The 12,988-nt window shown below is 62.1% G+C and carries 10 protein-coding genes and 1 pseudogene; 3 read left to right on the forward strand and 8 right to left on the reverse strand.

The genetic code is table 11. The annotated features are described in order from the left end of the window. Positions 1-151: 151 nt before the first annotated feature. Together CS006_RS11090 and CS006_RS03010 are read left to right on the forward strand one after the other, a co-directional pair. A pseudogene (locus CS006_RS11090) lies at positions 152-214 on the forward strand (hypothetical protein); the annotation flags it as partial. Between the two features lie 84 nt (positions 215-298). Beyond that, on the forward strand, positions 299-1,588 hold the full coding sequence (locus CS006_RS03010; protein ID WP_100510269.1) for an FIVAR domain-containing protein: 1,290 nt from the start codon (positions 299-301) through the stop codon (positions 1,586-1,588). 216 nt (positions 1,589-1,804) lie between these two features. On the opposite strand, the gene CS006_RS03015 is transcribed toward CS006_RS03010, so the two are convergent. The 7 genes from CS006_RS03015 to CS006_RS03045 form a co-directional block, all read right to left on the reverse strand. Beyond that, on the reverse strand, positions 1,805-2,314 hold the full coding sequence (locus tag CS006_RS03015; protein ID WP_100510270.1) for an FMN-binding protein: 510 nt from the start codon (positions 2,312-2,314) through the stop codon (positions 1,805-1,807). Between the two features lie 223 nt (positions 2,315-2,537). Further along, on the reverse strand, positions 2,538-3,344 hold the full coding sequence (locus CS006_RS03020) for an ABC transporter ATP-binding protein (protein WP_100510271.1): 807 nt from the start codon (positions 3,342-3,344) through the stop codon (positions 2,538-2,540). A 120-nt stretch (positions 3,345-3,464) separates the two neighbouring features. After that, the gene (locus CS006_RS03025) at positions 3,465-4,781 is read right to left on the reverse strand and encodes an ABC transporter permease (protein ID WP_100510477.1); all 1,317 of its coding nucleotides are present in this window, start codon (positions 4,779-4,781) and stop codon (positions 3,465-3,467) included. Between the two features lie 46 nt (positions 4,782-4,827). Then, positions 4,828-6,156: an ABC transporter permease gene (locus CS006_RS03030; RefSeq protein ID WP_100510272.1), complete on the reverse strand. Its 1,329-nt coding sequence runs from the start codon at positions 6,154-6,156 to the stop codon at positions 4,828-4,830. 21 nt (positions 6,157-6,177) lie between these two features. Continuing rightward, positions 6,178-7,449 carry a DUF2318 domain-containing protein gene (locus tag CS006_RS03035; protein WP_100510273.1) on the reverse strand — a complete coding sequence of 424 codons (1,272 nt, stop codon included), beginning with the start codon at positions 7,447-7,449 and terminating at the stop codon, positions 6,178-6,180. A gap of 255 nt (positions 7,450-7,704) precedes the next feature. Beyond that, positions 7,705-8,355, reverse strand: a complete 651-nt coding sequence (locus CS006_RS03040) for an iron transporter (protein ID WP_100510274.1) — start codon at positions 8,353-8,355, stop codon at positions 7,705-7,707. Between the two features lie 74 nt (positions 8,356-8,429). After that, positions 8,430-10,178 (reverse strand): FTR1 family iron permease, encoded by a 1,749-nt coding sequence (locus tag CS006_RS03045; protein ID WP_165777199.1) that lies wholly within the window; start codon positions 10,176-10,178, stop codon positions 8,430-8,432. Positions 10,179-10,678: 500 nt separating this feature from the next. Between CS006_RS03045 and CS006_RS03050 the strand changes: the two genes are divergently transcribed. Beyond that, entirely contained in the window at positions 10,679-11,965 is a 1,287-nt protein-coding gene (locus CS006_RS03050) for an FAD:protein FMN transferase (RefSeq protein ID WP_100510275.1), read from the forward strand. 184 nt (positions 11,966-12,149) lie between these two features. On the opposite strand, the gene CS006_RS03055 is transcribed toward CS006_RS03050, so the two are convergent. Beyond that, positions 12,150-12,485, reverse strand: coding sequence for a hypothetical protein (locus CS006_RS03055; protein WP_100510276.1), 336 nt, complete (start codon positions 12,483-12,485; stop codon positions 12,150-12,152). Positions 12,486-12,988 lie beyond the last annotated feature (503 nt).

The raw sequence follows: 12,988 nt of genomic DNA on the forward strand, positions 1-12,988 counted from the left end.
CAAGATGTTGGCATACAAACTCAATCGGCCGAGTCCGGCGATAAGGGGGTAGGCTGGAAAATCAGGGAATGCCGTACCAGCCGGCCAAGGACGGTCGGTACGCATGACGGCAACACGTTTCGCAGCGGCAAACGGAAGAAAGAGGAAGACGATGAGCGGCAACAAACGACCGGTGAGATTCTGCCCGAAATGCGGCGCTCCGCGGCAGGAGGATTCGGGGTTCTGCATGAACTGCGGCCACGCGTTCGCGCAGCCGGCGAATTCGGGCCCAACGGCCGATTCAACGAGACCGGTTCCCATGCCCACCGAAGTCCCGCTGCCTGGCAGCGGCGCTGCGCCGTCCCCCGACAAAGGCCCCGCCACATCGGAAGCCGCGACCACCGTCATGCCCAACGTTGACGGCGCTGCGCCGATTCCCGTGTCCGCCGCGACCACCGACGATAACGGGAACGCCATGAAATCGTCCGGCATCGATGCCGCCGCCCCGACGCCCGGCTCCTCCACCAAGCCCAAGCCGACGAAGAAGACCATTGCCATCATCGCGGCGGCCGTCGTGGCGGTGGCCGTCATCGCCACCGGTGTAGGCGTGTATATGCATCAGTCGAAGGAGAACGCCTACGACACGGCGCTTACGGCCTGCAACGACGCAACGGCCAAGCTCAAGGAATCCAAGACGACGATGGGCAAGTCGCAGAAGGCCGCGCAGGAAGCCGCCAAGGCCAACAGCGACGAGCTCAGCGACCCCTCCACGCTCGACGATCTGAAGAAACTGCCCGGAACCGGCGAAGGCTCCACGGTGAACGACCTCACCCGCACCGCGCCGACGACCAACAACGATTCCGATAATTCGTACTCGTGCAGTCCAGACCTTACCGCCAATATTCTTTCGGACCACGCCAACTACATGAACGACGAGGCCAACGGATACAACGGCGTCGCCAAGAAGTTCGACAAGGCCACGAAGGCCGTGAACAAGTCGAAGGAGGAAAAGACCTCGCAGACGGCGAAATCCACGCTGCAGAACGCCATCTCGGACGCGCAGTCGATGCTGAGCAAATCCAACGGCAGGGTGACGGACAACGCCACGCGCACCGCCCTGCAGCAGGCCATCGACGCCGCGAAGAAGACGCTCGACTCCTCCGATGCCGACGCCGCGGCCATGACCCGCGCCACGTCGAATCTCAAGGCCGCAATCAGCAAGGTCAGCGATTCGATGCAGGCCAAGGAGAAGGCCGACGCGCAGAAGAAGGCGCAGGAGCAGGCTGCAGCCGCCGACAAGACGCGATGCGCCTCGATCGCCGGCACATACGGCATGTGGCAGGGCAGTCCGCAACTGACCGTCAGCGCCGACTGCAGCGCCACGCAATCCGACCACTCGGGCGGCGACGGCTGGTCCGCCAACTACGTGGCGAATTCCTATCAATCGGGAACATGGAAGCTGTCGAACGGCAAGACGCTCACCTACTACCCCGCCGGCACGACGTCACCGTGGATCAAGCAGTATCTGGCGAGCACCGGCGGCGGCCCCGGCCCAAGCCAGGCGCAGATTGAAACGTCGGACGGCACGCCATACGTCAAACTCAACTGACGAATCGCCGAATATCGCCGTATCACGTGATTCGTGAACGAAATGCTCGCGCACGAATCGTGAGATACGGCGATATTTCCTCATTCACGAATGAAGACCCTGTTCACGAATCACAAGATGTGAGTCCATTGGCCGATTCATACGCCCAAAACCGTCGCACGAATCGAGAAATATACATGCATCAGTCGATTCGTGAACAAACCGAACGGGACTTTTTTATTCGGAGGCCTGCTGGCGGGCGAGGTCGAGGGCCTTGTTGAAGGCGTCGGACGTCCAGCTGGCGCCGGCCACCTTATCGACCTTCATGCCCTTGAGCGGCTTGCCCTCAACGACGCCGGGAATGGCCTTGATGAACGCGTTCTGATGGTTCTTCGAAATCGTGGTGAACGGATGGCCGACCACCTGCACGTCCGCGACCTTGCCGTCGGCGATCTTCAACGTGACGTCGATGCTGTCCTCGCCGACCGGGCCGTACTGGCCCTTGATGGAGTACGTGCCGTCCTTGTATTTGCCCGTGTCCTTACCGGTCGCCGAGGCGGACGCCGAAGCCGACGCACTGCTGCTTGCGGACGGCGACGACGTGGATTCGCCGGAGCTGCCGGCGTACTCGTCGTCCATCGGCACGGCCTTGGATTTGGGATCGCCGCAGCCGCCGAGCAACGCGCTTGCCACGACCAGACCGGCGAACGCCGCAGCCGCGGTCTTGACGGAAGTCTTATTGGTCAATGTGGTCTCCTTCAATCTGGGACACCTTATAGCTGGGACACAGTGTAGTAGCGTCGCATAACCTCGCGCTCGTATTGCGAGGTGAGGCTGGTGGAGGTGTGAATCTCTCCCTCAGTCATGCTGTCGCATGACAGCTCCCTCATCAGAGGGAGCCGAGGCATGGGCGTGTCCGCCTCGCGCTCGATATAATCGCGCTTGCATCGCCTACGAATAGTCCACCGGACTATTCGCTTAACGGCTCAGCACCGGTCTTGGCGGCTTTGGTGGGGTCGGCGAAACCGACCGGGGTGTCGCCGCTCTGGGCGCCTTCGGCCTTCGAACCGGTGGATGCGGGCTTGCCGCCGGCGGCCTCGTATGCGGCCCGCGCCTCCTCGTCGTTCCACTTCTCCCCCACGAGCACACCGTGGTTGAGCATGATCTCGCGTTCGGCGCAGCTGGCGACGAGCGCGTCGTGCGTGACGACGATGATGGTCGTGCCCTGCTTGTGCAGGTCACGGAACAGGTCGAGCACGATCTTCTCGTTCTTCTCGTCGAGGTTGCCGGTGGGCTCGTCGGCGAGGATGAGCTTCGGGCAGTTGATCAGCGCGCGGGCGATGCACACGCGCTGCTGCTCGCCGCCGGAAAGCTGGCCGGGCAGATGGTGCGCGCGTTCGGCCAGGCCGACCTTGTCGAGCGCCTCCATGGCCTGCTTTTCGTTGACGACGGAATGGTAGTACTGCGCGACCATCACGTTTTCGACGGCCGTCAGATGCGGCACGAGATAGAACTTCTGGAAGACCAGGCCGATGAGGTTCTTACGCACGTCGGCCAGCTGCGAGGCGTTGAGATCCTCGAGCTTGCGGCCTTCAAGCGAGACGGAGCCCTTAGACGGCGTATCCATGCAGCCGATCATGTTCATGAGCGTGGTCTTGCCGGAGCCGGACGAGCCGACGATGGCGAGCCACTCGCCTTCGGGCACGGTGAGCGACAGGTCGTCGACGGCGTGCAGCGAGCCATAGATCTTCGAAATGTGGTCGAGTTCAAGAAGCATGGGAGATTTCCTTTGGTGTGTGGAGTTGGGGGCGAAAGCTGTCTGAGAACTCCCCTCAGTCCGGCATCCGCCGGACAGCTCCCCTCTTCCGAAGAGGGGAGCTTGAAAAAAGAGAGGGATTTACTCCTCGCGCAGGACGATGGCGGGGTCGATGCGCGAGGCGCGGCGGACGGGGATGACGGAGGCGAGCACGGCGATGAGGATGCTCAACACGACGGAGCCGATGCCGAGCAGCCAGTTGAACGCGAGCCCGCGGTCGAACACGGTCTGGCAGAGAATCCTCGCGAACGCGTAGCCGACGGCCGTGCCGAGCACGCCGCCGATCAGACCGTAGAATGCGGATTCCACGTAGAATTCCGTGCCGACGCTGGCGGAGCTGGCGCCAAGCGCCTTGCGCAGGCCGATTTCGTTGCGTCGCTGCGAGACAATCGACGCCATCGTGGTCGAGACGCCGACCAGCGTGAGCACGAGCACGACCACCGACACTAGCCAGAACAACGTCTGCAGCATGGTGATGATGCGCGTGTTCGACGACGTGATCTTCGTGACCTGCTGCGCCTTGACGCCAAGCGAGGCGTCGGCGTTGATGGCCTTGACGATGCTGCCCAAACCGTTCGCGTCGGCGCTGGACGAGTATTCGACGACGTCGGCGCCGCGCTGGCCAGCCAGCTTGGCGACGTCGGATTCGTCGGCGTAGACGATCTCATCCTCGCTGCCGCCCGTATCGACGATGCCGGCGACCTCGAATTCGGTGCCGCCGCCCTCCATGATGTCGGAGGAGACACGGCCGTCGCGCGTCTGCTGGCTGTTGGACTGCGACTGGACCTGGTTCTGCGTGGCGTCGGCCGACTGGCTGTTGTCCGCGCTGCCATCCGTCGAACTCGACGAACCGGACACCGACCCAGACGAACCCGACGCCGAACCCGACGAGCTTCCCGCGTTATCCGACGCGCGATACGCGATTGTCATCGTCGAACCGATCTGCAATCCCATCGCGTCGGCCACGTCGCGGCCGATCAGCACCTTGCCGGCGGACGGCCATGCGCCGTCGACCACCCAATGCTGGTTGAGGTTGCGCACCTCGGAGGCGTTGATGCCGCCGAGCACATACGGCGCGGAGTTGATGCGCACCGTCTCGTAACGGTACGTGGCGGATTTCGCCGAGCCACGCGCCGTGACCAGCGAGGTCGCCTGCCTGATGACGTCGGCCGACATGCCGCCCTTCGAGGCGCCCGACTCCGACGGCGTGACGATGAGGTTCGCGCCATACGCGCGCATCTCGTCGTTCATCTGCTGCGGCACGACGAGACAAACGGCCGCCAGGCAGAACAGCGTGGCCGCGCCGACCAGCGACGATACGACGGCCATCACGGCGCGCGAACGACGACGGAACACCGCGCCGAAGATCATCGTCGCGAACATGCGACGGTTGGTCATGGGCCGTGACGACGTCTTGCGCGTCACGCCCTTGGAAACCTTGGATTTACCGACCATGGAGCACCTCCGCCGGACGCAGCCTCAGAATCGAACGGATCGACGAGACGGAGGCCACAAGAATAGTCAACGCCAACAATACGAACACGAGGACGAACACCATCGGACGCATGGTGATGCCCGAGCCGAACACTATCTGGCCGACGATCTGCGCGACGCCCGAGCCAAGTCCGGCGCCGACGATCGCGCCGACCATCGAAATCGCGGCGGTTTCGGCGAGCATGAGCCTCGACACGGCGCCGTCGGTCGCGCCGATGGCCTTGAGCAACGCCAGTTCGCTGGAACGTTCGGAAATCGACGCGGCCATGAGGTTGGCCACGGCAATCGCGGCGGCGATCAACGACAATGCGGTCATGAGAATCATCACGGCCTGCGTCTTGTTCATCACGTCGCCCTGCAATGCGGCCACCTGCCGCACCTGCTTGGCCACGGAACCGGGAATGACCTCCTCGATCTGGTAGGCGATGGAGCTGGGATACGCGGTGCAGTACCAGGTCTCCCACTCCTCCTGCGTCAGGGCGGCGGGGTTCTTCGCGGCCTTGCGTGCCAGGTCGTTCTCCGGCGTGGTCAGCGCCTTGACCTCGACCTTGTCGACGGAATCGGGCAGATTCGCCAGCACCTGTGCGGTGGACGACGGCAGATACAGCGAGCCGGCGTCATCGTCGCCGGAATCGTATATGCCGACGATCTTGAGCGGCTGCGAGTTCCTGCCCTTATGCAGGGTGATGGTGTCGCCGACCTTCACGCCGAGCGAGTCGGCGAGGTCCTTGCCCATCATGCCTTCGGCGGAATCGTCCTTCGGCCAGGTGCCGTCGACCGTCCACCACGAGCGCATACCCTGCACGCCGGCGACCGTGCTTTCGCCGGTCGCCAGATGCAGCGTCTTGTTGAACCATGTGCCGACGAGCGGAATGGTCTGCGATTTGCCGCCGGACGTATCGATCTGCGCGTGGATGTTCAGCTGCGGGGCGAAATTCGTGATGTTGAACGCCCAGAAGATGGTTTTGATCTTCGGAACGTCGGATTCCTTGAGGAACGCCGTCGGGTCGGCGGTCTCGCCGGCCGTGCCGGAGCCGGCCGCCGCGCCCGACCCGGATTCCGTGGAATACAGGTCGGAGATCACGGCGTCGGACTTCGGCTGCACGGTGATGTTGGAACCGTATGACGAAAGTTCGGCGTTGAGTTTGTCGCCGACGTCGAAGACCACGCCGAGCATGGCCACCGACACCGTCGCCGACAGGCAGACGGTGACGGCGATCAGCATACGGCGTTTGAACTGCCGGCTGAACGACCGGAAAATCATTTTCAGAAAGAACATGGGTTGCCTTCCTTACCGCCGTCAGAGCTTGAAGTGCGCCGAAAGGGCGTCGAGGTCGGACGTCTGGATGGTGATGGCGCCGTTGCCGGCCTTGTAGGGGAACGGCACGGGGTTGCATCCGCCCTTGAAGCCGATGGTGGCCAGGTTGATGGCCACGTCGCACTTCTTGCAGATGATCTTGCCGTCCTTCTCGTAGTAGCCGGCGTCGCCGCAGTTGTCGCAGGCGTCGAGTCCGACGCCGTATGCGCCGCCGTTCTTCTTGATGATGATAAAGCGCATCGTGGTGCCGTCCTTCGCCTTGTATTCGAAGCGATGGAGATGGCCGTCGGCCACCTGGGAGAACTTGATGGTGGCCACGCCCTTGGAGAGCGAATACGATTCGGGCGGCGACAGCGTCGGGGTCTTGTTGATTTCGGCCACGCCGACGGTGAGGGTGACGGTCACGCCGATCATGGCGATGAGGCTCCATACGGAGGCGGCGACGGCACGACGGCGGAACGCCTTGTGCGTGCGGACGATGGCCTCGTTGGCGCCGGTCATCGGCATACGGAAGCCGGCGATGACGGATGCGATGGCGGGCACGATGAACACCCACGCCTGCGCCATGATGAGCTGCGTGTTGTGGTTGATGAACCAGACGAGCAACGTGAACAGCGAGAGCGGCATGTACATGAGCAGGTCCTGCTGCATCTGGATGAGCGCCGTGAAATGCTGCACGAACAGGATGACGGCGACAGCCAGTGCGGCGAACGTGAACGCCGGGCGCACGGCCGTGGAGCGCATGGTGCGGAAGATGGCGGCGATGACGACGCTGGCTCCCACGCCGAGCAGGAAGCCGAGGGCGCGCAGCAGCATGGCGGAGGTGAAGACCGGGTCGCCCGGCTCCACGAAGATGGTGAGCTGCAGGATGACGTCCGGCAGCGCGTAGAAAATCGCGAGGGCGATGCACACGGCCGCGACGCCGTTGCTCACATGGAGCAGGACCGGCCGCTTATGCCAGTTCTTCGTGGTGTGATGCGCCGTGACGATGACGATGATGGTGAGCACGTCGACGATGATCGCGCAGACCAGCACCGGGAAGTTCACGAAGGTGCGCTGGTTGATGACTGCGGTGGCGCGCAATGACGCGAAGATTATCGCGGCGACGAATCCGATGGAGAATCCCCACAGACGCCAGCGCGCGCTGATCGGTTTGTCCTTGCCTTCGCCGACGGTGAGCATGACGCTCAGACACATCACCAGCAGCGCGACCGCCAATGTGCCGGGCATGACCGTCACAAACTGTTTAAGCATTCGTTTCGCTTCTTTCCTAGGGGTCCCTTAGGATTCTTGAATTTTGTGGTTCCGCGCCTAAACGCGAAAAATCCTTCCGCCGTCGATTTTCATGGTTCCAGGCGGAAGGTTTTACATATCGCTTGCCTTCCCCTTGAGGGGAAGGTGGCCGACGAAGTCGGACGGATGGGGTGATGCCGGCATGGCCGGCGTGCGTGACGGGAATATCACATCGTCCCATCCGCCCTGCTTCGTGGATAAACGGCTATCGCTACATCACCACTGACGCGGGGTGTACTTCCAGTTGTCGAAGGTCACCTTGAGCGGGGAGGTCCAGAAGCGACCGGTCACACCGGTCTCCTTGTCGACGTGGAGCATCCAGCCCTTCTCCTCCGGAGACTTGATGCTCAGCTCGAGCTTGTAGTTGCCGGCCTTGTCGAGCTTCACGTTGGCGCCGTAGTGCGGGCCGTCGGAGGCGTTCATCTGCATGAAGGTACCGGAGCCGACCGACTTGTTGGTGGACTTGTCGATGATGTTGTAGGCGACGGTCAGGTCGGGGATGAAGTCACCCTTGCCGTAGCCGAGCTTGGTGCCCTCCTGGTTGGCGTGGATGTCGGCCTCCAGGTGGAAGCTCGCGTCGGCGGCCTTCAGGCCCATGCCGGCGGGCTCCATGTCGATGGGCTGGAAGTAGACGGCGCCGACCATGAGCGGGCCGACTTCCTGATCCTGGTCGGGGCCGACCGGGACTTCCTCGAAGCCGGCGGAATCGCTGCCGGAATCCTTGGAGGAGTCGGCGGAGGCGGAGGACGAGGTGTCGGACTTGGCGGAGCTGGAGCTGTTGGAGCTCGAGGAGTTGCCGCAGCCGGACAGGGCGAGGGCGCCGGAGAGAACGATGGCGGCGAGGGCCATCAGCTTGCTTTTCTTCATTTCTCTATCCTTTAGTTACTTGTTTTACTTGTGTTGGTAAATTGCTTTGCCAAAATCTTGGGGGGGGGGGGCGATTACTTCGTCTCGAGAGCGGCCTGCGCCTTGCGCTTGCGCTGCTTGGCGAAGCCGACCGCGAACAGGGCGAGCACGGCGATGGCCGCGAGGACCTGCGCCACGATGGTCTCAACGTACGGGTAGAAGCCGAGCCAATCGTTGGTGGGCACGCCCTGCAGGTACATGCCGGAAAGCGCGTCGCCTTCGATGAGCGCGTGCACGCCGCCACCGGCGAAGATGACCACGAGCACCGACATCAGAATCGACGTGACAAGGAAGAACGGGCCGATCGGGATCTTCACCGAAGTGAAGCGGATGAGCAGGAAGACGATGACGAGCACGACCGCGGCGGCGATGCCGCCGATCCACATGCCCTTGGAATCCTGGCTCATGGAGTATATGGACTCGTAGAAGATCACCGTTTCGGCGCCTTCGCGAAAGACCGCGAGGAAGCTCAGCATGGCGAGCGAGACCACAGTGCCCATCGTCGTGGTGTTGGCGACGTGCGCGTCATGCGCGGCGGCGACGGCGGACTCGGTCTTGTTCCTGATGTAGCGGTTCCACGCCTCGACGGACGACTTGTTGAGCATCCAGTTGCTGGTCCACAGCAGCATGGCCATGGCCACGAGCGCGCAGACGCCTTCCATGATCTCCTGCACGGGACCGGAGCCGCCGAACAGCAGGCCGAAGATGACGGCGATGATGCCGGAGCCGACGAGGCCGGCGAGCACGCCGAGGTAGATCCACTTGACGAACTTGCGGTTGTCGGACTTCACAAGGTAGGCAATGATGGCGGCCACCACAAGCAGAGCCTCAAGGCCCTCGCGGATAAGCACGAGGAACGCCTGGCCGACGGAGCTGGTGATGAACTTGGTGACGCCGTTGACCTGGGCGCCGCCATCGAGCTTCTGGGCGTCCTCCTTGAGCATGGCCTTGAGGTCGTCGATGTACTTCTTGGCGTCCTTGAGCGGCTCGCCGTTGTTCATGGCCTGACGGCATTCCTTGAACTGGTATTCCACCTGGGAGACGCGGTTGCCGCCGATGGCGTTCATCACGTTCTTCTCGAAGCCGAGCTTCTCGTAGTACTGGTAGTAGGCGTTGTTGACGAGTTCGGCGCCCTTGGCACCGTCGCCGTCGGCATAGGCCTTGTAGGCGTCGTCGAGGATCGGGGTCATCTCGTCGGCCACCTGCACCCACGTACGGTCGCCCTTGCCGTCGTTCTTCTTCTTTTTGGCGTCGAGGGCCTTGCGTTCCTTGGCGGTCTGTTCAGCACGCTGCTTGGCGTATTCGGCCGGCTTGGCGAGCTTGGCGTTGGCGTCGAGCGTGGAGGCCGTGGAGTCGAGGTCGGCGGTCAGCTTGCTCACCTTGGCGGCGAGATCGGCCTCCTTGCCGGCGGTGTAGGCGCTGGTCTGCAGGTCCTGGAACTGCTGGGTCTGGCTCTGGTATTTGTCGGCGCCGATGGTGTCGTTGACGACCTTGCCGAAGTTGGCGGACTCATACGTGGACCACTGCGCGGACTGGAAGTCTGCGGCCGCGCCGGCGTTGTCGCCGGACTTGTAGGCGGTCTGGCCGCTGGCGAGCTTGGCGTCGATGGCCTTGGCGACGGCGCTCCACGTGGCGAAGTTGGCCGACGACGATGCATCGGAGTCCGCGGCCTGGGCCGTGGACACGAGCGACGTCGTGAAGAACGACGTCGCCAATATCAGCATCATGGCGAGCGCCGCGCCAATACGCGCGACGACATCGAACACCGAACTACGTGACCGCATGATTTCCTCTCAAAAAAACCTTGGTTTTTCGTGGTTCGAGAACATGTCAAGGCGTGTCGCGCATGAAATCCAAAGAATTTTTCTGTTTCGGAAAACGCGCCTCCGAAGCGGGAAAACCCTTTAAATTCTTGCGGTTCTCGGCAATCCCTCGAATCACAGGACCAACGTATGAGGGTTTTTACGAAAAATAAAGTCTTGATTTTTTCGGCCGGGCATGGTAGTCAGTGTGTGCTTTGCACCTTCAAACCGTGAAACCACACCACCCCCGGCCACCCGCGAACTCATTCCGCCCGGCAACCACTATGTGGAATCGGAGAGGTGGCAGTCGGTTCGGCTTCCCCATCCCCTCAGTCGGCTGACGCCGACAGCTCCCCTTCCCCGCGGGAAGGGGAGCCAAAGCACTCCGCCTTTCTCAACCCTGGCTCCCCTCGCTTTGTGAGGGGAGCTGTCAGGCGCAGCCTGACTGAGGGGAGTCCCAAGCCCGCCACTACCATATAACTATGCACACCTCCGACCCGCACCACCTCCCGTATATCGCCGCGTTTCCGCAGGCCTTGGGCACGGGCATCATCGTCACGTGTTCGCAGCGGATTTCCGGTGAACTACGCCAACGCATGGCGTCGCTCATCGAGGATTTCGAGGCCGCGTTCTCGCGGTTCCGCACGGATTCGTTGGTCGGGCGCATCGCCGCAGTCGAGCAGGGTGGCACGTTTGTGTTTCCCGACGGCCTTGGCGCGGAGGCATTGTTTGCACTGTACGATCTGCTGTTCGCTGCCTCGAACGGCACCGTGGACCCGCTGGTCGGCGAGGAGCTGACGAAACTCGGCTATGGCGCCGACATGGCGTATCGGATGCGCACCGGCGGAAAACCCGCCAACGGCACCGTCACTCCCGCCAACGACATCATCAACAACAGCGGCAGCAACGAAGTCGACTTCAATAAGCCACCAACGGAAGGCCACGATGGCCGGAAAACTTCCGCAAGCGACCTGCGAAACCGTCCGACGTGGGGAGACGTGGTCTCGCATGACGGCCCCGCACTTACCGTCACGCAGCCGATCCGTCTGGATTTCGGCGCGGCCGGCAAGGGGATGATGGTGGATTTGTTGGCGAATCTGCTTGCCGAGGAGCTGCCCGACGCAACGTACATCGTCGATGCCGGCGGCGATCTGCGTGTTCACGAATCGGCCGATGCGCGTGATTCACAGGCAGGCTCCGCAACCGAGCCGCTGAACATCGCCATGGAGGACCCGGCCGACACCACCCAAGCCATCGGGACCATCGCCGCCACGGACGGGTCCCTCTGCGCCTCGGCGCCGAGTCGCCGCCATTGGCAGGTCCGCTCGGGCGACGCCCTGCGCGAGGTCCACCATCTGCTGAACGCCCTTGACGGGCAGCCGGCCGACGACGTCAAGGCAACGTGGGTCTTCGTGCCGGCTCCAACATCCGCTGCAACGGCGTCACGCGGCGATGCCGCACGAATCGCCGTCTCCGGCGGAACCGGCAGTGCCGGCGATACCGGCAATAGCGACATGAATGACAGCACCCCCGCGAGCGACGACGCCCCAACGCAGAAGTACGAATGGACGGCATTCGATATCGCCCGCCGTTACCCCACCGCATTGGCGGACGGCCTGGCAACGGCATTGTTCGTCGCCAACGCCGGGACATTGGCGGAGGCGTTCGCCGCTCCGGACGGAACGCCACTCTTCCAATGCGCACTCATCGATGCCGACTGCAACGCCGCCGCCTCACCAGCGTTTCCCGGACGGTTCTTTACGGCATGACATCTTTTACGGCATGACGTCATCATCGCAACGCCGTCCGCAATCCCCCGACAGGAGAAAACCGCACCTCCGATCATCGAATCTGAATTACTTCAGCCCGGCAATCGGGGTGCGGTTCATTCTCCGACTTCTCCGACCATGTCCGGACATTGCGTCCGGTCACTGCTCAATCGATTACGATTAATCAGTCGTCGTTCCGATCATCGTTGTCGTCGTTATCGTTGTCGTCATTGTCGTCGTTCCGATCATCGGCATCATCGTTGCGATCGTCCGCATCGTCGTTCCGGTCATCGGCATCATCGTTCTGGTCATCATCGTTCTGATCGTCGGCGTCGTCATCATCAGACGAATTGCCGGTGTTGGACGTGCCGGTGTTATTGGACTGACTCGGTGAATTCGCGGGCGTTCCTCCCCCACCGACGATATTGCCGCAGGCGGACAGTCCGAATACCAGCAGCACCGCCGCAAGAACGGCGAGCAACGGCATGATTCGACGGTTGGCAATGGTCTGCGTACGCATGATGTTTTCCTCTATATATTGGTCGTTCGCATCTTCGATGCTGCGGACGATTGGTCATCTCCGGTGAAATCGCGCGCATAATCCACAACCCGGCGAACGCGACATCACCTCGGGCTTCAGCAAACGCCCAGCCCTCTTTCAGGGTATCGAAAGACCCATGGCCCGCAATCCCCCAGACCCCCTTCAAACGATTGCTGCCGTAGAATCTCCACGAATTGTTTAGATGCCGGCCACCGTTCCCGCCAATCGCGTAAACCACAGAACAAACAGGAACCAAAAGAAACACCACGATTCCCAATCGTTGCGAAAATCAATCATTACGAGGGGCACTAGGACAACGGGGCACTTTGCGGCAGGCGAACTGCCGTTGTTTCAATGAAGATAAGTACCGAATTCCGTATATATACCCCTTTATATAACCCCATATAACCCCCTATATGTCCGTCTGCCGATGGCGGCGAATTAAACGTTCTACGGTTTGATTCGATGGTCGGGTTTGTTTT

Origin of the sequence: Bifidobacterium primatium (assembly GCF_002802875.1) — a bacterium.
GTDB lineage: Bacteria > Actinomycetota > Actinomycetes > Actinomycetales > Bifidobacteriaceae > Galliscardovia > Galliscardovia primatium.

Coding starts and splice junctions, on each gene's coding strand:
- CS006_RS03010 (WP_100510269.1), top strand. CDS start 299: ATGCCCACCGAAGTCCCGCTGCCTGGCAGCGGCGCTGCGCCGTCCCCC.
- CS006_RS03030 (WP_100510272.1), bottom strand. CDS start 6,156: ATGTTCTTTCTGAAAATGATTTTCCGGTCGTTCAGCCGGCAGTTCAAA.
- CS006_RS03055 (WP_100510276.1), bottom strand. CDS start 12,485: ATGCGTACGCAGACCATTGCCAACCGTCGAATCATGCCGTTGCTCGCC.
- CS006_RS03035 (WP_100510273.1), bottom strand. CDS start 7,449: ATGCTTAAACAGTTTGTGACGGTCATGCCCGGCACATTGGCGGTCGCG.
- CS006_RS03025 (WP_100510477.1), bottom strand. CDS start 4,781: ATGACCAACCGTCGCATGTTCGCGACGATGATCTTCGGCGCGGTGTTC.
- CS006_RS03020 (WP_100510271.1), bottom strand. CDS start 3,344: ATGCTTCTTGAACTCGACCACATTTCGAAGATCTATGGCTCGCTGCAC.
- CS006_RS03045 (WP_165777199.1), bottom strand. CDS start 10,178: ATGCGGTCACGTAGTTCGGTGTTCGATGTCGTCGCGCGTATTGGCGCG.
- CS006_RS03050 (WP_100510275.1), top strand. CDS start 10,679: ATGCACACCTCCGACCCGCACCACCTCCCGTATATCGCCGCGTTTCCG.
- CS006_RS03040 (WP_100510274.1), bottom strand. CDS start 8,355: ATGAAGAAAAGCAAGCTGATGGCCCTCGCCGCCATCGTTCTCTCCGGC.